We start from the raw sequence: 21312 nt of genomic DNA, 5'->3' as shown, positions 1-21312 counted from the left end.
TTTAATAAAACGCTTGCAAGTTCTCTGTCTTGTATATACAATATTCTACATGAACAATTAGTGCAAACGGTTGCATCATATTGTACATCATAAAAACCATTTATGAAAACCTATACATAGAACCTTGGAGGGCTTGGTATGAAAAAGATTTTCGGTTCATTTGATTTCTGGCAGAAGTTTGGTAAAGCACTGCTTGTTGTCGTTGCGGTGATGCCGGCTGCCGGAATCATGATTTCGCTTGGTAAGCTGCTTGCCATGATGACTGGCGACATCGTATTAATGCAAACGATTGCGCGTGTGATGGAAGACATCGGGTGGGCGATCATTACGAATCTGCATATTCTATTTGCAGTTGCAATTGGCGGCTCGTGGGCAAAAGACCGCGCAGGCGGTGCATTTGCTGCATTAATCGCTTTTCTATTAATAAACAGAATTACAGGAGCTATATTTGGCGTAAATGCTGACATGCTTGCCGACCCTTCTGCAACGGTTACCTCTCTTTTAGGAGCAGAGCTTGTTGTTGCTGATTACTTTATTTCAGTCCTGGGTGCACCTGCACTGAATATGGGTGTATTTGTCGGAATTATTTCCGGATTCCTTGGCGCAGCACTTTACAACAAATATTATAACTTCAGTAAGCTTCCACAGGCGCTTGCCTTCTTTAACGGAAAACGCTTTGTACCTTTCGTTGTCATTGCAGGTTCTGTAGTCGTTGCACTGATTATGTCACTTGTATGGCCTTTCATCCAGGGGCTGTTGAATGACTTCGGGCAGTGGATTGCAAACTCCCGAAATTCAGCACCGATTGTTGCGCCATTTATTTTCGGTACACTTGAAAGACTGTTACTGCCATTCGGACTTCATCATATGCTGACGGTTCCGATCAATTATACGGAGCTTGGCGGTACATACGTAATTCAGACTGGTGCGAGTGCCGGCAGCATGGTATCAGGTCAGGATCCACTTTGGCTCGCATGGGTTACAGACCTTTACAATATGCTTCAGCAGGGTAACACTGCAGGCTACAACCAGCTGACTGAAGAGGTTGTGCCGGCACGCTTTAAAGTCGGACAGTTCATTGCTTCATCTGCTGCACTGATTGGACTTGCACTTGCGATGTACCTGAATGTTGATAAAGATAAACGCACAAAATACAAATCCATGTTTCTTTCAGCAGGTCTGGCTGTATTTTTAACAGGTGTAACTGAGCCAATCGAATTCATGTTCATGTTCGCTGCACCGCTTCTTTATATCGTATATGCTGTACTGACTGGTGTTTCATTTGCACTTGTTGATTTAATTGACCTGCGTATTCATGCATTTGGATTTATTGAATTTCTTACAAGAACGCCACTGATTGTCAATGCCGGTCTTACCCGGGACCTGATCAACCTGGTGTTCGTCTCTGTGATCATGTTTGCTGTGAACTTCGGCGCAGCCTACTTCCTGATCAAACGCTTTAACTTCCCTACTCCGGGACGTGCAGGAAACTATATCGAAGAAACAACTGAAGAGAAGATTTCATCTAAAACAACTGCCAGCAACAAAGACTCACAGGCTGTTGCGATTATCGGACTTTTAGGTGGAGAAGAAAACATTGAAGATGTAGATGCATGTATGACGCGCCTTCGTGTAACCGTTAAAGATATCGGCCTTGTAGCAGACGAAAGAATCTGGAAGCAAAACGGTGCACTTGGACTTGTCCTTCGCGATCGTGGCGTTCAGGCAATCTACGGACCAAAAGCAGACGTACTGAAATCCGATATTCAAGACGAGTTAGGAGCTTAATCAATGAAACTGCTCACACTGAACTGTCATTCCTGGCAGGAAGAACAGCAGCTGGAAAAGCTCGATATTCTTGCAAAAACAATTACAGAACGTGAATATGATGTCATCGCACTGCAGGAGGTCAGTCAGCTGGCTGACGCTCCTCAGGAAGGCGGCTATAAAAAAGGACACTTTGGTCTTGAACTGCTGAAGCGTTTATCTGCACTCGACAGAACTGAAGATCAGATGCACTGGTCCTTCTGCCACTATGGCTATGACGTTTATGAAGAAGGTGTTGCCCTGATCTCAAGGCTGCCGGTCACAGAAAAGGATTCCTTTTTTATCACAAAATCTGAAGATCCTGATCACTGGAAGACCCGTGCCGTCCCCCGCATCACAGTGAACGCCGGAGACCAGCTGATTGATTTTTACTCATGCCACCTCGGCTGGTGGAGCGATGAAGAAGAGCTTTACACTGAACAGGTTGACCGTTTACTCAAAAGACAGCACCCTGACAGACTCTCATTCTATATGGGGGACTTCAACAACCACGCTGGATTGAAAGAAGAAGGCTATGACCTTCTTTTAACAAAAGGTTTAAAGGATACTTACACACTTGCTGCAACAAAAGACAGCGGCACAACCGTATTCGGGGAGATCGCAGGCTGGGAAGGTAACGCACAGCCGCTCCGGATTGATTATATTTTTGCTTCGGAGTCTGTAAAAGTAAAATCTTCTAGAGTGATATTTAACGGGGAGCATTACCCTGTTGTATCTGATCATTTTGGTGTGGAAGTGGAACTAAAGATTAAATTATTTTAAGGATGGGACAAAATGTCTCATCCTTAAAATCGTTTCACTACTCTTTAGCTGGAGAAGAATGCTTCATTTCAGGCAGTGGCGCTTTCGGGCATGGGTCTAATAAACTTTTTGGTGATGGAATTAGTACAAAAGGTGATTGAATAATGACGATTCATGACGTAATTCAGGCGTTTCAGACTAACAGAAGCTGAATAAATTAAAAGACGACGGAATTAACCAAAAAGATGATAGATATATTTTTATAGATGATTGAATTCCCCGCTCATCTACTGCAGCTTCACCGTTCACTTCTCACCTTTCAAACTGACCCTTCATCATTCAATGCAGGCGGGTTCTTATTCAGCTATAATAAACTCTATAAGTAACACGCAGGAGGAAAAAATGGATATTTTTGATATAGCAAAACTCGCCGGCGTATCGAGAAAAACAGTGCAGCGGGTATTAAATGATTCACCCCAGGTAAAAAAAGAAACGCGTGAACGTATTCTTCAAATTATGAATGAACACAACTACCACCCGAACGTTTCTGCAAGACGCCTGACAAAAAAGAAAACGCAGACGCTCGGATTATTTATCATACAGGATCCTGAAAAGCATAACATTTATGCGGATGATCTCTTTTACAGCACAGTCATCAGCAGTATGATCAGCTCATGTGCAGAGCGCGGCTATAATGTTCTCGTCACAACCTCAACAATCGATGACACTTCCCCTATTTTAAAACTGTACAGAGAGAAAAGCATTGACGCCGGAATGATCATCAGCTGGTCATCGGTGCAAAGGATTGTCGATGAAATCAGGGAAGCTGGCTTCTTAGTGGGGGTTTTTGATCAGAACAACCTTGATTCGGATCAGTTGGAAATACCTGTTCCGATTCTGTTAAACCAGGAATCCGCCCTTCATGCAACTGAACACCTGATCGGACACGGTCATCAGCAGATCGGGATCATAACCGGCGAGCAGGAAAACCGTGCTGCAGTTGAACGATTACACGGTTACAAACAGGCGATGCAACAGGCAAACCTTGCTGAGGGTCCTGTTTTTATAGGAAGCTTTGTGGAGCAATCCGGCTATGAGGCCATACTGGACTGGATTGATAAAGGAATCCTGCCGACAGCTGTTGTCTGCTCCAATGACCTGATTGCAATCGGTGCATTAAAAGCGCTTGGGGAACATGGTATTTCTGTGCCAAAGCACATTTCCCTCATCGGCTTTGATAATATCCGGCTCACAGAATACACAAACCCTTCCCTTACAACAATGCAGCTGCCGCGGGTGGAAATGGCAGAATATCTGGTGGAGCAATTGATCAGCCGGGTTGAATACGGTGTCCCGGCACCTGAACATTCTTTTACAGCCACCCTGATTGAGCGTGATTCATGTGCAGCACCGGATTCTTAACTATTCATTGTAAAATAGACTGACTTTTCACACTAGATCAATAGTACCTTTTTACACCTGAAGCATTCATTATTGTAAAAACCGGTTGTCAAAAATGATGAATGCTTTTATAGTTATACTCAAATGTCCCACGTAGGACAAAACAAGGGAGGCCATTACATGTTAAAAAAGAGCAGTGCATTATTGTTAGTCTTCTCGCTATCTATGTCCAGCTTTGCAGGTACCGGTTTTGCAAAGAAAGACACTGTCAACCTGAAAGACGATGTGCTGAGTAATGAGGTCATCAAAGGAGACCTTCATATTACGCCAGCCGCCGGAAAGAATATTACACTCGACAACGTGTCAGTTGAAGGAACGGTTTACATAAAGGGTAAAGCACCAGAGAGTCTGACCATTCACAACTCTTCTTTGCAAACGCTTTCTGTTAAAACGTCTTCTCATGAAACATCATTCACAGTGTCCGGAGATTCAATTATTGAAAACACACTGTTTGACGGAAACGGTTCTCTTACAGAAAATGAACTGACAGCAGACGGTTTTAAAGGCGTTTCGCTACTCAATGGATCATCGCTTGAGCTATCGGGTGAATTCACTGCAGTTACGGCTGAAGGTAAAAACAAAGGCCAATCTAAACAACTGAACCAGCTGTCAGTTGACGGTGTAATCGATCAGTTAATTTTGAATGCGCTTACAGACGTTGACCATCCACTGGACAGCCTGATCAAATCTCTTCACGTCTCAACACTTGCAGCCGGCTCTTCTCTAAATGGCGATGGTGTGATTGAAGATGCTGAGCTTGAAACAGCACTTGAGCTGAATGGTGTATCTACACAAAATCCGGAAGACTTTGTGTCGCCATGGTCACTGATCTGGCAGGACGAATTCAACGGGACTGAAATTGACCGCTCTAAATGGGATTTTGAGATTGGCAACGGCTTCTATGATGCAAACGGAACATTCGTACCGGGATGGGGAAATAATGAAAAGCAGTATTACACTGACCGTCCTGAAAACGCAAAAACGGAAGATGGAAATCTTGTTATTACAGCACGCGAAGAAGAGTATGAAGGTTTTTCATACACATCTGCACGCTTAAGAACCAAAGGACTTTTTGCTAAAACATACGGAAAATTTGAAATGAAGGCCTCACTTCCTACAGGAAAAGGCTACTGGCCGGCATTCTGGATGCTTCCTGAAGAAGATCGTTACGGCGGCTGGGCTGCTTCCGGGGAAATTGATATTTTAGAAGCACAGGGAAGCAACCCTCACCACGCAATTGGTACAATTCACTATGGTGAAACATGGCCAAACAATAAATACACTGGCGCTGAATACACGTTCCCGGATGGTTCAACAATTGCCGATGAACATGTCTATTCAGTTGAATGGGAGCCTGGTGAGATCCGCTGGTATGTAGACGGCGTACTGACACAGACGCAGAACAACTGGTACAGCAAAGAGCAAAATGCTGCTGCAAATCATACGTACCCTGCTCCATTCGATCAGCCGTTCCACATGCTGCTGAACCTTGCAATCGGCGGAAACTTTGATGGTGACCCGACTGAAGATACAATGTTCCCGCAGTCAATGAACGTAGATTACGTACGGGTATATGATCTGACAGGCCGTCCATATCAGACGCCTGAACTGCCTGAAGTTGTGGCAGAGCCGCTTCCAGAAGATGCGAAGCTGCCGCTAGAAGACGGTAACCTTGTTTATAACAATGACTTCACTGAAGACACTGGCACTGTAAAAGGTGTTGAAGGTGTCCCAGGAACTGATCACTGGTACTTCCTTGCACTTCCTGACTTTGGCGGACAGGCTTCCCTTTCAATTGATGAGCTTGATGGCCGCAATTTTGCAAAGGCAGACATTCAAAACGGCGGTAATCAGCCTTATGCGATTCAGCTGATCCAGGACGTTACAATCGGAAAAGGACGTTATTACAAAGTCAGCTTTGATGCAAAGTCTGCAAGCAACCGTGATATCAATGTCAAAGTGAGTGGAGACGCTGATCGAGATTATTCAACTTACTCAAGCAGTGAATCTTTCTCGCTGACAAATGAAGTACAACCCTATGAAACTGTCTTCCAGATGACAGAAGAAACAGACCTGAAAGCACGCCTTGAATTTAACCTGGGTCTGTCAACACATCCAGTCTGGATCGGCAATGTCAGAATTGAAGAAACAACAGCACCGGAAATTGATCCGGATGCTTCAAAGTCACCGCTTAAAAACGGAAATCTGATCTATAACGGAACATTTGATCAGGGCTTCCCTGACAGACTCCTTTATTGGAATGTGTTAAATGCATCTTCTGACGATGCAGTATCAGTAGACCCTGAGCGCCGCGTTCTGACAGTGAACGACTCTGATGCTCAGCTTGTTCAAAAAGGCATTCAGCTGCAAAGCGAGAGCCCTTATGAACTGGCACTTGAAGTAAAAGCTGATCAAAGCGACGTTCAAATTGAACTGCTCAGCGAAGATGGTTCGACCGTTTATGCAAGCGAAGTTATTTCAGCTGACGAGGAATGGTCAACACAGAATGTAGCATTCACAATGCCTGATATCACTGACCTGAATGCACAATTTGTTGTTTCATTTGGTGGAGAAGGCAATGTTGAACTTGATAACCTTTCACTGAAAAGAGTTGGTGGTCCTGCAGGTGAGACACCAATTAAGAATGGAACATTTGATGGAAGTCTTGAGCCTTGGGTGTCATACTTTCATTGGGATGCAGCTCCAAGCAGTTTGCAGCTTGTTAATGATCAGGCGCTGATCCAGATTGGACAGCAGAGTGCTGAACCATGGGGCGTTCAGCTGTATCAGGAGAACCTGTCACTGCTTCCTGGAAAACCTTATACGCTGAAGTTTGATGCAAGTTCTACTGTTGACCGGAAGATGGAAGTGACAGTTGAAGATGCTGCATATGCCCGTTCATTATCTGAGGTCGTGGAGCTGACAGCTGATCAGCAGACATATGAATTCACATTTACTCCGGCAACTCAGCAGGCGCTCAGCCTGAAGTTCCTGTTAGGTAAAATTGCAGGTGAATCAAATGATGCGCATGAAGTGAAGATTGATAATGTAACATTGGAATAGTAAAAAGCCGTGGCCCCGGGGAATGTTGTTCCCGGGATCACGGCTTTTTTGTTTGTGCTGGATTTGCGAGTTAATGGACGTGCGTGTGGTCGAATGAATAAGTCAAAAGGTGATCGAATAAAGTCAGAAGATGATAGAAAAATAAAATTGGTGAGCTAATTCCGGTGCACCAGACCGATAAACGTTGAATCAATCGTAAAGGTGACGTAATTAACTGAAAAGGTGATCGATTTATCCCATTGATGATTCAATTAATCCCGACTCCCCTTCACCATTTCAGCCTCACTGATCCACCATCTTCTTCCCAAACTGTCCTTTGACCATATCCTCCATCGGCGGGTTATGAAGCCCCATCCGCACGTCGCGGTAATAGCGCTGCATCGGACTTGAGGCAGACATACTCTGCGGCCCGACAATTCTCATCGACTTTTCAACAATCTCAATCGCTGCATTGGTCACATGTACTTTTGCTGAGCTCAATAGTACTCGTACATCCTCTTTATTTTCCGCACGCTCATAGCTTTCAGCTGTATGATAAAGCACCTGTCTCGCACTTAGCAGCTTCACCTGCAGATCACCGAGCTTTTCCTGCACATTCGGAAGGCTTCCGATCGGTTCTCCGAGCGAAGCCGGTTCATAAGATGCTGCAAAAGACGTGGCATCTTCAAGTGCTGCGCCGGCGATTCCAATATAGCAGGCAGGAATATGAAGCAGCCAGCTCATTGGCGGCTTGGCACCAGCTCCTGCACCATCCTTGAGCATATAACGCTCAGGCACTTCAACCTTCTCCAGCACGAGATCATGACTGGCGGTTCCGTGCATACCGATACTGTCCCACGACTCTCTGATTGACACACCTTCAGCATCACCCGGTAGGATGAAGGTTGCGACCTGATCTGTCCCATCAATCACAGCTGTCACGAAAATATAGTCAAGCATTGGCGCAAGGGAGGTATAGGATTTCTCACCGGTAATCTCCCATCCTGAAGCGGTTTTCACTGCCGTCGTTTTCGGCAATGCCCCTCTTGCAGGACTGCCGGCACCCTTTTCAGTCGCAGCAGTGTTTACAATCGCACCATCTTTGATCTTTTCCAAAATAAAATCTGCTGCTTCTTTTTTCCAGTGGCGCCTCTCACTGAATTCAAGCAGGGTGCCGGTGTGCCAGCCCATAGATAATGCCGTTGCACCGCTCCCTTTAGCAATCGCTTCCTGACCGAGCACAAGCTCATAAAGCCCCTCTCCCTGACCGCCGAATTCCTTTGGCAGCGTCAGCTTTGAATAGCCCAGGTCTATTAATTCTTTAATATTTTTCTCAGGATAAGCATTCGGTTCATCAAGTAAGTGTTCACGCTTTTTAAATGAAGGAATGAGTCTGTTAAGGTCAGCCAGCATTCTCTTCTGCGCATCTGTTTTTGTAAAATCGTACACAAACATCACTCCTGCGTTTTCATATAAGTTTACAGGACGTTCTTTTTATAACCAACCGATTTGCTCGGGAAATCACGCATGATGTGCTGCTGTTTTTGCTTCTTTCGTCAGCAGCTTTTGCAGGGCGATACGGCTCTGTGGCAGTGACAGATTCACGATCGTTCCGGTAAAGAATGCAATCAGAATTGTTCCGATGCCAACCGGGCCACCGAGCAGCCAGCCAATGATCAGCGCAACAATTTCAATACTGCGGCGTACCTTAGACAAATTCCATCCTGTTCTTCTGACAATCATCATCATAATTGTATCCCGTGGCCCTTCTCCAAGATCTGCAGATACGTAAATTCCTACCCCATAGCCCATCACGACAATACCCGCGAGTAAAATCACGATTGCACCGATCAAGGACTGCGGTTCAGGAATCAGCCAGTTGAAGAAATCAATAAATACTCCGATTAACAGCATATTCAAAATCGCACCGATGCGTGGCGGCTTTTTCGTCACGACCACTGTTAATGCAATAATCAGCGCCCCGACTAAAATCGCCCACGTGCCGACTGTAAGCCCCAGCTGCTGAAACAATCCGACATGCAGCACATCCCATGGCCCGATGCCAAGCTGCTGCCCTTTAATTGTCAAAGAGATGCCCAGACCTAAAATCACGAGTCCTATAATGAAAAAGCTCCAGCGCAGCGTTTTTTCTCTTCTATTCATGTAAAATCCTTCTTTCATTTAAATAGATCCTATTTTTCACTTAGACTACTTTAACATATATGGTGGTTTTTTTGGTGATGGGGGATTATGGGTGTTGTACGGGTTCGGCGGAAAACATCCAGGGTTCGGAGATTAATAGATCATCTTCGGCGTACCACCATGAAGGTTCGACTTTTAGTGAAAATAGACCTATATCTATTATCTTTAACTGCCTTTTACAAGCAAAAAAATCTGCCCTGCTACGAGGACAGATTTTCTTAAAATTTATACTGTAAAGCCTGCCGGTGCGTCTTTTACAACGACAATGACTTTACCTTCATCAAGTTTTTCTTCTAAATTTTCTGCTTCAGTTTGTGTAAAACCAAGGTCTTTGAACTGATCACGCAGCTCATCACCTTTTTTACTGAAGATGTTTTTTGCTTTTGTTGCGAATCCGCCTGGCGTATTCGCATCGGCGTTGTCAGCAATTCGTTTTGTACGGTCATCGTCGTGTGTCACAACGTAAATCGTATCTTCGTTAACACCTTTTGCTTTAATGGAGCCAATTGCATTTACTACTTCCTCATCGTTTGTGAACTCTTTGTAAAATAGACTCATGCTTATCTCCTCCTGGTTAATTGCTGTAAATTGTTCTACAGAAGAACTCTACCCGGCAGGAGAAACAGTTAAACTTTCGAAAGTTTTTCAAGTCAGTTCAGCAAAGGCTGCAGCCGTGACCTGACTGAGATCCATGGGATTTATTTCAATTTGTTTACCAACCTGCCCGGCGCTGACCAGTATCGTTTTCAGCTCTTTTGCAGAACCGTCTATCAAAGTTGGAAACGGCTTTTTCATGCCAATCGGAGAACATCCTCCTTTGATGTAACCGGTAATTTGCTGCAGGCTCTTCATCGGAATCATTTCCACTTTCTTTTCACCTGCAGCAGCTGCAGCTTTTTTGAGGTTCAATTCACGGTCAACGGGAATAACAAATACATAGTACTGTTTTGATATCCCATGAGCGACAAGAGTTTTAAACACTTCTTCTGTCTTGCGTCCAACCTTTTCAGCGACTGACACACCATCTGTCAGTCCGTCTTTTGTATCGTATTCTGTTGTGCCGTATGGAATTGATGCAGCGTCCAGCATTCGCATGGCATTTGTCTTTCCTTTACCCATCCTGAAACTCCCCTTTGCGTTTTCTGATTATTTTTATTTTACACGATTAGCGCTAAACCGTTTTACAATTCCGGTTGCAGGCTCTATGATTATTTTGGATAGCGAAGTATTTAACGAAGACAACCGGTGTTGATTTCCGTGGAGGACTGCGCTTTCCTGCCCCCGGGCGGTGAGCGTCCGCCTGAAGCGGAGTTCATCAGCCAATCTACCAAAGCTAAACAGAAAGTAAGAGGTTTTAACAATGACTGATATAAAAGAAGTTCCTGATAGTCAGAAGAAGAAGCTGACTTTTTTAATTTGTTTGATACTGGCGTTTACAGTGATGAATGGGACGATGTTTAATGTAGCGATTCCGGATATTGCTGCAGACTTCGGGCTGTCTCCTTCTCAGGTAAGCTGGGTGCTGACCGGGTATATTCTGGTTTTTGCGATCGGTTCTTTAATGTATGGAAAGCTTGCTGACCTGTTTGCGATCCGTACATTATTTACAATCGGAATTTCGCTTTTTGCGATCGGTTCTCTGATCGGATTTTTATCACCGAATTTCCCTTCTTTAATCGTGGCAAGAATTTTTCAGGCGATGGGTGGTGCGAGTATCCCTGCACTTTCATTTATTATTCCTGCAAGGTTTATGCCTTCAAGCCGCGGTAAGGTATTCGGATATGTGGCATCTACTGTTGCGTTTGCGTCCGGTGTCGGTCCGATTGTAGGCGGACTCATTGGCGGTGTGCTGGACTGGCGTTTTTTATTTATCCTGTCCATGATGTCTGCGCTGTCTATTCCGCTTTTCAGAAAGTGGTTGCCGGCTGAGGAAAGACAGCAGGGCAGTATTGATATTCCGGGTGCGATTTTAATTGCAATCACTGTGGCGAGCCTACTATTTGTAATCACGACTTATACTTTATGGCTTCTTGCTGTGACGGCTGTTGCAGGCGGTTTATTCGTATGGTGGACGCTGAAGGCGAAGAACCCGTTTATCCAGCCTGCGATTTTGAAAAATAAGCGCTATACCGTGACAGTGCTGACGAGCTTTTTTGGAACGTCGTGTCTGTTTGGGCTGATTTTTATCATCCCGATCATGCTGCGTGATTTAAATACGCTTTCAACTATTGGCATTGGTCTTGTGCTTTTCCCTGGTGCAATTATTTCAGGGTTCCTCGGTCAATATGGCGGGCGCGTGATTGATAAGCGCGGCGGTGTGCCGGTGGTTATTACCGCACTGCTCCTGATTGCCGGCGGCTGTCTGCTTATTTCAACGTTTGCCGGAAGTCAGGCCTGGATTATTTCGATTTGTATGCTGGTTGCGTATCTTGGGTTCCCGCTCGTTCAGAGTTCGACTGCTGACATTCTTTCTTCTACATTAAGCCGTGAAGAAAACGGTGTCGGGATTGGACTCTTTAACCTGCTGAACTTTATGGGCGGCGCATTTGCGAGTGCCATTTTTGGAGCTGTCCTTGAAATACAGGGTGTGACACTTCGTTTAAATCCCCTCTCTTCAAGCGGGGACAATGTCATTTACAGTAATCTGTTCCTTGTCCTGACGCTGCTTGCTGCTGCAAGTGTGACGTTCTTTATGATTTTTTATAAGAGAGCTTCTGCTAACAGTGTGGAAGTTGGTTAGATATGATGAAGGCGGCTTATTGGGGACGGAGTTCGACGGTTCATTTTTGGAATGATTCTAAAAGTGGAACAGTCAACTCCGTCCCCGCTGTACCGCTACTAAAAAAGCGTTTCTCTCCCTTCAAGGAAAGAAACGCTTTTTCTTATAGCTTCAAATTCTTTAGAGCATCAGCGAGCGCTGTATTCACCGGCTCATCCTGATTTTGTTTTTTCATATATTTCTTCACGTCCTGCTTGCCAGCTTTGTTCTTCTGGTTTTCTTTACGGCGCTTTTGAAAAGCATCCATTTTCTCACGGTAGCCGCAGACACAGCTGAATGTCTGAGCATCCCCCTCACCGCGCAGGTCCATTTTCTTTTTACATTTCGGACAGCGTGCGTTGGTTTTCTTGGCGATATTTTTGCGGTGACCGCATTCACGGTCCTGACAGACAAGCATTTTGCCGTTCTTGCCGTTGACTTCAAGCATGAGCTTGCCGCAGTCAGGACAGTGTGTACCTGTCATATTGTCATGCTTGTACTGAGCTTTACTGTTTTTAATTGAACGTACCACATCTTTTGAAAACTGTGTCATTTCACTCATAAACGCCTGCTGCTTCAGCTTTCCATCAGCAATGGCAGAAAGCTTCTGTTCCCACTGGGCTGTCAGTGCAGGTGATCTTAGTTCTTCCGGTACAAGGTCCAGCAGCTGACGTCCTTTTGACGTAAGGAAAATATCGTTGCCGCGCTTTTCGATCAGAAAACTGTTAAATAGCTTTTCAATAATATCTGCGCGTGTTGCAACGGTTCCAAGCCCGCCTGTTTCTCCAAGTTTGTCTACTAACTCTTTCTTCTCACCCTGCATATACGCTTTCGGGTTTTCCATTGCTGAGAGCAGTGTCGCTTCATTAAATCTTGCAGGCGGCTGTGTTTCACCTGTTGTGATATTGATGCTCCCCACCTTCAGACGGCTTCCTTTTTCAACGTCCGGCAGTGCTGCATGCTGTTCTTCTTCACTCTGATCCAGCTCTTTAAAACCGAGTTTGATTGGGATATTTCCTTTAGCGGTAAAGGTTTCCCCGCCAATTTCTGCTGTCACAACGGTCTGCTCATATTCATAAGGTGGCATCAGTACAGCAAGGAAGCGCTCGGCAATCAGGCTGTAGATTTTCCATTCCTTATCATTGAGTTTTTCAGTACGCAGCGTTTCTTCGGTCGGGATAATCGCGTGGTGATCAGATACTTTTGCATCGTTAATAAAGCTGCCTGCTTTAATCGGCTTGCGCAGAAGCTTCACCACATGCTGTGCGTATGGCGGCACCTTCATCCCTTTCAAACGGTCAGCAAGTGTTTCGGTCATATCAGATGACAGGAAACGGGAGTCCGTTCTCGGATAAGTCACGAGCTTGTGCTGCTCATACAGCTTCTGCAAAACGGAAAGCGTTTCTTTTGCTGAAAAGTGATAGCGTTTATGGGCATCGCGCTGCAGTTCAGTCAAATCATATAAAGGTTTTGGATACGTCTTCTTCGGTGTTTTTTTCACATCTTTAATGATCACTTCATGACCTTTTGTTTTTGCTAAAAGCTGATCTGCTTTTTGCTGATCAAACGTTTGATTGGTTTTTCCATCCGTCCATTTCAGCGTCAGACCGTCAGCTTTTGCCTGAAGTCCATAAAACTTTTTCGGCTTAAATTGCTTAATCTCTTCTTCGCGCATAGCAATCATCGCAATCGTAGGGGTCTGTACCCTTCCTGATGACAGCTGGGCGTTGAATTTTGTTGTCAGTGCCCGCGTGGCATTGATCCCGACGATCCAATCCGCCTCTGCACGGGCAACGGCTGAATGGTAAAGCGGCACGTAGCGATCACCGTCTTTTAGATTTTTGAAGCCTTCACGGATCGCTTTGTCAGTCACTGAAGAAATCCACAGGCGCTTCACTGGCTTGTTTACTCTTGCCTTTTCCAAAATCCAGCGGGCAACGAGCTCACCTTCACGGCCTGCATCGGTTGCAATAACAATCTCTCCGACATCACCGCGTGTCAGCTGGCTTTTTACTGCCTGAAACTGTTTACCGGTCTTTTTAATCACAACAAGCTTCATCTCTTTTGGCAAAATCGGCAGATCTTCAAGACGCCATGACTGATACTGATCCCCGTAATGATCCGGGTCCGCATGCGTAACCAGGTGACCCAGCGCCCAGGTGACGATATAATTGTCCCCTTCAAGATAACCGTTTCCTTTTTTATGACAGTTCAGCACGCGTGCAATGTCGCGGCCGACTGACGGCTTTTCAGCCAGTACAACTGTTTTCTTCATGGTTAAATCCGTCCTTTTTTAGTTCAATTCTGTTAGTGAGTATAACATATTTGACCGGTCGGGGTGGTTTGAGGGGCTGGAGAACATTGCGTCAAGCTTAGGACGGATTGCTGTCGTTGGCTTGTATGATCACGAAAACTTTTCGGGCGGATCCCGACAGTTTTTAAGCGAAATGGTACAACTTCCCGGGTGTATCGCTACAGCTTGAAGGAAAACACATACTCACCCGGGACAAATTGCTACAAGCCACAAAGCTGATTACTACACCTCAGCCGGAAAAGCTGTAACTTTATCCTGTCACTATACCCAACTCTACATGCACTCAAGTAACAGGTCTTTAGTTTCTTAAATGCACGAAGAGTGGCTGGCGGTGTGAAGATGAGAGTGGATACGACACAGGTGAACAGGAATTGCAACAAGGTCACGGGGGATCGCTACATACCCGGCTCAGATTGCTACATTCTCACGGGTTGATCACTTCAACAACGACGAGAATTGCTGCAACTCATACAAAACCTTCCCCATAAAAAATCCGGAAAGCGCAGCGCTTCCCGGAATTAAATTCATTATTTATTACCATTCATCTTTTGTTTTACTTTCTCAACTTCTTTCGTTTGAGCAGTCAGCCTGACTAATGTATCTCCAGGGTTAATCACTTCTTCCCAGTCTTTTACGAATGGTTCAAAGTGACCTGACTTATTCAGCACGCCAATCAGGAAATCATCCTCATTGATTTCTTCTTTGTACTTTTCATACGTATACTGCTCTGTAATCTGTGTGCGTCTGAATACATGTCCACTCTCAACCCGGCGGTTAAGCTCCTGCAGAGTTGCCTGTTCATCAAACAGGGTTCTGCCGCCGACAGTGTGCTTCAATCCTGCCAGATCAGCATCATGTGTTTTCTCCATGGAAACCTGGAACAGATGCTTACGCCCGATGGAAGGTGTAAAAGTCGAGCACACCAGAGCATTATAAGAATCCAGTGGGGTAGCAGCCAGAATTGCTTCATAAGGTGTCATATCCAGTCTGTATTCAGTTTGCTCAGACAATAGTTCTCCGTGGAATGTCGGCACACCTCTTTGTCTTGCAGGTGCAAGGTTGCGCCACGTTGAATCCACAAGGATCACAGGCACCTTCATCTCATGCAGCGTATGCGCAAGTCCTCTGGTAAAGGAGTTTCCTCCAACCACGATCACTCCAGGTCCCTCATCATTTGCAAGCTTCAGCTTTTTCGCTACCCAGCCAATAGAAAATCCGTGGGCAACTACAGTGGAGAAGACCAGCGCAAAGGTGAGCGCAGTCAAAATTTCAGCATCTTCAAACCCCGTATCAAGCAACACGGATGCAAAGTAGCCGGATACAGTCAGCGCGACGATTCCACGCGGTGCAATCCAGCCGACAAGCGTCCGCTCCTGCCAGGACAAATCCGTTCCGATCGTCGACAGCCAGATGGATAGCGGTCTAACAATCAACAGCATCAGTACAACATAGCCGATGATTCTTAAGTTAAAGATTTCAAGTAATGTTTCTACCTGCAGTGACGCTGTCAGCATGATAAAAATTGTTGAAATCAGCAGTACTGAGATATTTTCTTTGAAATGACGCATATCACCAATAGATGAAATATGCATATTTGCCATAGTCATTCCCATTGCTGTAACCGATAACAGACCTGTTTCATGCATCACTTCATCTGCCACACTAAAACAGAACAGAACGACAGCAAATAGAACAGGTGACTTTAGAAATTCAGGAATATACCCCTTTTCAAACATCCATCCCATACCACGTCCGAGCGCCCAGCCGAGCACGGTTGCAAAGGCCGCGGCACCAAAGAAGAGGAGCAGGTTTGTAAATGTAACTGCTTCGTCAATAAAGAACAGGATAATCTGAAATGCAAATAATGCAAGAAGGACACCGAATGGATCTACAATGATCCCTTCCCATTTTAAAATTTTTGCCGGCCTCGGCTTCAGTTTTGCCTGTCTAAGAAGCGGCAAAATCACGGTAGGTCCTGTTACAATGAACAGTCCCCCGATGACAAACGCGACAGGTAAAGAAAGTCCTGCTATGTAATGCGCTGTTAATGATCCGAGAATCCAGGCAATAAAAGCACCGAATGTCACGATTCTGAAAACGGGCCTGCCGAGATCACGTATTTCCCGGAAGTCCAGCTGCAGACTTCCTTCAAATAAGATAATCGCAACGGCCATCGAAATAATCGGTCCGTATAAATCACCAAACTCCTGCTCAGGATTAATAAACCCGAGTACCGGTCCGACGATAATTCCGGCAACCGACATGACGACGATCGCAGGCATACGGATGCGCCATGAAAGCCATTGTGACAGTATTCCTAAAAAGACGACAAGCATCGCCGTAAATAACAGAGAATTAAACAACTCCGTGACACCACCTTTAAGTTCAAACTGATATGCATAATACTTTACCAGTTATCCTGCTTTTAAAGAAGAATTAAGTCTCTGATTCACTTCTTTTCGTGTTTTCAATTTCACCGGATTTATAGATTGCTGCAATTGGAAATTTACCGTTGAGCGCCTTTTCAGTCATTGCAAGTGCCAGCTGTGAGGCTCTGATGCCCTTGTACGTTTTTAAGGGGCCAACCATCGCCCAGCCTGCGAAAGTCATGATTTTCTCTGCAGCTGACTCTTTCACGCCAAAGTCATCCGGATTTGTCAACAAAATGGATGGACGGAAAATATGGAGAGAGGGAAGCTTTAGTTTTTTGAGCTGAAGCTCGTATTCGCCATACATTCTATTCAGTCTTAATATAGAACGGGGATCTGCTCCCATAGAAGATAATGCAAGATACTGTGAGGCATTACTTTTCTTCACTGCTGCAGCCACCATGAGCGGATCAAACCACGGGTCGTTGGAAGGCTGCATACAGCAAAACACATCATCCACAATACCGAGGTGACCCGCTTCGAAGTATCTGAAATCAATGATTCGCTCTGACATTTTCTCATGGCTGTATGTCACCTCAGATTCAGACAGAACAATTACTTCAGCATACATGCGGCGTGAACACAGTTCTTTAATTAGTTCACGGCCTGTGGCTGTATGCGAACCAATCACTGCTGCAGTCCGTGACTTCATCGTGTTCACCGCCTTTATCCTTATATCGACCATTACTTCGATCCCTAAACAATTCCAGCGGTGTGGATGTGCTCTTATTTAAATATAGACTTTGTTAAAGTTGGCTGTTGATCTACGCTTCAGGGGGACGCTTTCCGCTGCCGGGCGGTGAGCCCGCAGGCTTCGCCATGCCTGGTCTCTCACGTCCCTTCCTGCCGCAGGAGTCGCCACCTTACGCTTCGATCACCAGCTGTGCAGAAACATCAATGGACTTTAACAAAGCGTAAATACAAAAGAAGAGGCATGAACAAAAATGTCCAGCCTCTTTTAACCGTTTCAGGGGGACGCTTTCCGCGGCCGGGCGGTGAGCCCGCAGGCTTCGCCATGCCAGGTCTCACGCGTCCCTTCCTGCCGCAGGAGTCGCCACCTTACGCTCCGTTCCACTGAGAAGGATTCTATTGAAAAATACTTTTCGCTCTATATAATGATCTTGTAGTCCAAGACTCATTTTATACATCGCCTTTTTCACTTCGATACAGCAATTTTACTGATCCAGCAGTTTAACGCTGACTTTCACATCAAGCTCCTGTTCTCCCCCGCGGTATACACCCTGAAGTGGACTGACATCAGCATAGTCACGTCCTACTCCGATTCTGATATGATTCTCAAGCGCTTCTACATTGTTTGTTGGATCCAGTCCGACCCATCCAATACCCGGCACCATCACTTCAACCCATGCGTGAGTCGCGGCATCACCGACCAGCGCTGAATCTTCTCCGACATAGAGATAGCCGCTGATATATCGCGCCGGAATATTGTGTGCTCTGAGCAGCCCGATCATGACGTGGGCATAATCCTGACATACTCCTTTACACCCTTCGATCGATTCGGTTGCTTTTGTATTCACATCCGTTGCTTCAGGATCGTATGTGAACAGGTTATATACATATCTCATCAGATCCAGTGAGAATTTAACGGGATTTTCAGTATCTCCGATTTCATTAATCACTTTATTAATCTGATCCTGCGTGACAAATGTATACCCCGTCTGATTTAAAAATGGCAAATACTGCTGTCTGAAAATGTTTGAATGGAAAATTGATTTCATTTCCGGTGAATAGTCTATCCGTTCTATGAATGGACTTCGCTGGATACTGATTGTTGAGATTGTTTTAACTTCGAGCGACTGGTGTATCTCAGCGATAAAAAATGATTCCACATTATTCCCCCAGATATCCTGATACTCTTTTGTAAGTGCAGCAGGTGTCAGTTCCGTTCTGTATGCCAGAAGACGCTGACATTCATCTGTTCTCGGTTTAAGTCTGATCTCGTTCATACTTTGATCAACTGCTGTTGAATAATTAAATGTATTAATATGCGTGATTTCGTACTTCATCGGTCGTCCGCTCCCTCGTGTTGTGAGTTTCTCTTCTTGATTCTTACCCTTTCAAGAAGTTTTTGAAGGTTCGACGAGATAATAAGTCTCAGAAAAAATACGTCCAATATCATTACACTTGTTCTGAAAATCATCCAGGAAAGTGCTGATGCCTTCCTCTTTTAACGATCTGATCTTCTGCTCGTCAAACTCATCAATGATCAGATCGAGCGCCGCATACATTCTCCATGAATAATGCGAAACGCGTCCGCCTTCAAGAGAGATAATCGACTCTCTGATATGATCGATACAATATTGAATTGACCGCGGGAATGAATAGTCTGATATCAGAAATGAAAGAACATCTCTTTCATTCATTCTAGGCGGATATTTTTTCAAATATTCCTCATATCCGTTCACCAGCTGCAATGCAGATCGCCAGTAATAATAATTAGTGCCATCTGCTTTTTTCTGATCCGCTGCGGACTGGTCATTAAGAATATTTAATACCCGCGCTGTTTTTTCAGCGCGCTCAAGCCATTTAGCAACATTAAAAAACCTGTACGGAACGCCGCGTGTCATCATGGAATCGACAATCCCGTGTGAAGTCATCGCTGTGATTTTGACTCTGTTTAAAAAGTGCTGAATGTCTCTGAGGGACCCTTCGGATATTCTGATTTCAGTCATCTCAAGATATAAGTTATTCCATACCTCAAACAAATCGTTCGGAATAATATCACGCGTCGTTCTTGCATTCTCTCTGGCATATTTAATGCAATTCAGAATCGAATTCGGATTGTCCTCTGAAAAAGCAAGATAGTCAATTAAGTGATTTGTGCTCATTTTAGGATACAGCCGGTTAAAATCAGCGACAGAACCACAGATCTCAAGAACGATCTCCCAGTCATGACGGGCAAGCGTTTCTTCTGACGAGGCTTCAAGCATTTGAATCAGCTGTACGCCAAGTACCCGCGCATTATTCTCTGCACGCTCGATATTCCGTGACATCCAGTATAGTGAATCAGCTACTCTGCTCAGCATGGTTGCTTTCGCCTCCTTTTAATACCCAAGTATCTTTTCCTCCGCCACCCTGCGAAGAATTTACGACAAGTGACCCTTCCTTCAAGGCTACACGTGAAAGTCCACCAGGCAGGACGTGTGTCTTTTTACCCCGCATAACAAACACGCGGAGGTCCACGTGGCACGGATAAAAGCGTCCATCCTGAAATGCCGGAGCTCTTGAAAGCTGGATGGTCGGCTGTGCAATATACTGATGAGGCTCCTCTTCAATTTTTTTTCTGAAACGGTCAATTTCTTCATTTGTTGCATGAGGGCCGATCAGCATATCATAACCGCCTGAAGCACCCACGTTCTTTACAACGAGCTGGTCAAGATTCTCAAGCGCCCATTTACGCTGTTCAATATTTCTCATAAAATACGTATCTACATTTGGAATAATCGGATCTTCATTAAGGTAATAGCGGATCATTTCAGGGACAAATGCATACATCGCCTTGTCATCCGCAACACCATTTCCAACCCCGTTTAAAATTGAAACATTTCCTTTTTTATAGGCACTCATCAGACCGGGTACGCCAAGCGCAGAATCTTTATTAAACACCTGAGGATCCAGGAAGTCATCATCAATCCTGCGGTAAATAATATCTACGCGCTGCATGCCGCGGATCGTTTTGACATAGACGATATTATCTCTGACATACAGATCCCGTCCTTCAACGAGTTCAATTCCCATCTGCTGAGCGAGGAATACATGATCATAATATGCTGAATTATACATCCCGGGTGTCAGCAGAACAGCCCTTGGCTCATGAAGACAGTTAATCGGGCAGTGATCGAGCACTGCTTCATGCATATGGGAAAGCTGATGTTCAAGCGACTGAATGCTGTGACGGTTGAAAAACTCAGGATAGACCTGACGCATCACATATCTGTTCTGATAGACATAAGACATACCTGAAGGGTTTCTCAGGTTATCTTCAAGCACACGGTATGTACCTTCCTGATCACGAATCAGATCAATACCTGCAAGGAAAATATGATTTTTCAACGGAACATCAATGCCAGTTACCTGCTTTTTCAGATAGTAAGGATTCTGTTCGACAAATTCCCTGGGGATCACGCCGTCTTTCACGATTTCTGCATTGTGGTAAATGTCATCGAGGAAACGGTTCAGTGCTTCCACCCGCTGCCTCATTCCCTTTTCAATCATCGTCCACGTTTCAGGCGGCATAATGATCGGAATAAAATCAAACGGCATGGTACGTTCCGTGCCGATATTGTCGTTATAAACAGTAAATGTGATGCCCTGTCTTAAAAAGCTGAGTTGGGCTGTTTCATGCTTTTCTCTCAGTTCTGCTTCACTGAACTGGTCCATGACTTTGTGAAAATCCTGATAGTGCGACCTGACTGATCCATCTTTTTCAAGCATTTCATCAAAATTTGTTTCAGACTGATATGGCTTGAACATTTGCCTGTCCCCCTCTTTATCATAACTTTGCTGAAGATGTCCGC

The 21312-nt window shown here is 45.0% G+C and carries 15 protein-coding genes; 5 read left to right on the top strand and 10 right to left on the bottom strand.

The genetic code is table 11. From position 1 onward, the window contains the following. Positions 1-138 precede the first annotated feature (138 nt). From UFB30_RS02810 to UFB30_RS02795, 4 genes are all read left to right on the top strand, one after another. On the top strand, positions 139-1788 hold the full coding sequence (locus UFB30_RS02810) for a PTS transporter subunit IIBC (protein WP_322420154.1): 1650 nt from the start codon (positions 139-141) through the stop codon (positions 1786-1788). A 3-nt stretch (positions 1789-1791) separates the two neighbouring features. Beyond that, positions 1792-2589, top strand: a complete 798-nt coding sequence (locus tag UFB30_RS02805; RefSeq protein ID WP_322420153.1) for an endonuclease/exonuclease/phosphatase family protein — start codon at positions 1792-1794, stop codon at positions 2587-2589. Between the two features lie 381 nt (positions 2590-2970). Further along, positions 2971-3990 carry a LacI family DNA-binding transcriptional regulator gene (locus tag UFB30_RS02800; protein WP_322420152.1) on the top strand — a complete coding sequence of 340 codons (1020 nt, stop codon included), beginning with the start codon at positions 2971-2973 and terminating at the stop codon, positions 3988-3990. A 159-nt stretch (positions 3991-4149) separates the two neighbouring features. Continuing rightward, positions 4150-7092: a carbohydrate binding domain-containing protein gene (locus tag UFB30_RS02795; RefSeq protein WP_322420151.1), complete on the top strand. Its 2943-nt coding sequence runs from the start codon at positions 4150-4152 to the stop codon at positions 7090-7092. A 282-nt stretch (positions 7093-7374) separates the two neighbouring features. Here the strand turns inward: UFB30_RS02795 and UFB30_RS02790 are convergent, their stop codons facing one another. From UFB30_RS02790 to ybaK, 4 genes are all read right to left on the bottom strand, one after another. Continuing rightward, positions 7375-8520, bottom strand: a complete 1146-nt coding sequence (locus UFB30_RS02790) for an acyl-CoA dehydrogenase family protein (RefSeq protein ID WP_322420150.1) — start codon at positions 8518-8520, stop codon at positions 7375-7377. 72 nt (positions 8521-8592) lie between these two features. Continuing rightward, entirely contained in the window at positions 8593-9234 is a 642-nt protein-coding gene (locus tag UFB30_RS02785; RefSeq protein WP_322420149.1) for a YczE/YyaS/YitT family protein, read from the bottom strand. A gap of 264 nt (positions 9235-9498) precedes the next feature. Continuing rightward, complete coding sequence (locus UFB30_RS02780) at positions 9499-9831, bottom strand: YflT domain-containing protein (RefSeq protein WP_322420148.1); 333 nt, start codon at positions 9829-9831, stop codon at positions 9499-9501. Positions 9832-9918: 87 nt separating this feature from the next. Continuing rightward, on the bottom strand, positions 9919-10392 hold the full coding sequence (ybaK, locus tag UFB30_RS02775; RefSeq protein ID WP_322420147.1) for a Cys-tRNA(Pro) deacylase: 474 nt from the start codon (positions 10390-10392) through the stop codon (positions 9919-9921). Between the two features lie 241 nt (positions 10393-10633). On the opposite strand from ybaK, the gene UFB30_RS02770 reads away from it, so the two are divergent. Further along, entirely contained in the window at positions 10634-12013 is a 1380-nt protein-coding gene (locus UFB30_RS02770) for an MFS transporter (protein ID WP_322420146.1), read from the top strand. A 142-nt stretch (positions 12014-12155) separates the two neighbouring features. Here UFB30_RS02770 and UFB30_RS02765 read toward each other — a convergent pair whose 3' ends face one another. The 6 genes from UFB30_RS02765 to UFB30_RS02740 all read right to left on the bottom strand — a co-directional run bounded on the left by UFB30_RS02765 (position 12156) and on the right by UFB30_RS02740 (position 21268). Beyond that, on the bottom strand, positions 12156-14306 hold the full coding sequence (locus tag UFB30_RS02765; RefSeq protein WP_322420145.1) for a DNA topoisomerase III: 2151 nt from the start codon (positions 14304-14306) through the stop codon (positions 12156-12158). Between the two features lie 566 nt (positions 14307-14872). After that, entirely contained in the window at positions 14873-16708 is a 1836-nt protein-coding gene (locus UFB30_RS02760; protein WP_322420144.1) for a cation:proton antiporter, read from the bottom strand. 73 nt (positions 16709-16781) lie between these two features. Next, positions 16782-17426 (bottom strand): Rossmann-fold NAD(P)-binding domain-containing protein, encoded by a 645-nt coding sequence (locus tag UFB30_RS02755; protein ID WP_322420143.1) that lies wholly within the window; start codon positions 17424-17426, stop codon positions 16782-16784. Between the two features lie 523 nt (positions 17427-17949). Continuing rightward, positions 17950-18801, bottom strand: coding sequence for a transglutaminase family protein (locus UFB30_RS02750; RefSeq protein WP_322420142.1), 852 nt, complete (start codon positions 18799-18801; stop codon positions 17950-17952). 51 nt (positions 18802-18852) lie between these two features. Then, positions 18853-19821: an alpha-E domain-containing protein gene (locus UFB30_RS02745; protein ID WP_322420141.1), complete on the bottom strand. Its 969-nt coding sequence runs from the start codon at positions 19819-19821 to the stop codon at positions 18853-18855. Beyond that, a complete protein-coding gene (locus tag UFB30_RS02740) occupies positions 19802-21268 on the bottom strand; it encodes a circularly permuted type 2 ATP-grasp protein (RefSeq protein WP_322420140.1) in 1467 nt (488 codons plus the stop codon). Before UFB30_RS02740 ends, UFB30_RS02745 begins: the two co-directional genes overlap by 20 nt. Positions 21269-21312 lie beyond the last annotated feature (44 nt).

The sequence above is a fragment of the Jeotgalibacillus haloalkalitolerans genome (assembly GCF_034427455.1).
Taxonomy (GTDB): domain Bacteria; phylum Bacillota; class Bacilli; order Bacillales; family Jeotgalibacillaceae; genus Jeotgalibacillus; species Jeotgalibacillus haloalkalitolerans.
This window is presented reverse-complemented; position numbering and strand designations above follow the sequence as displayed.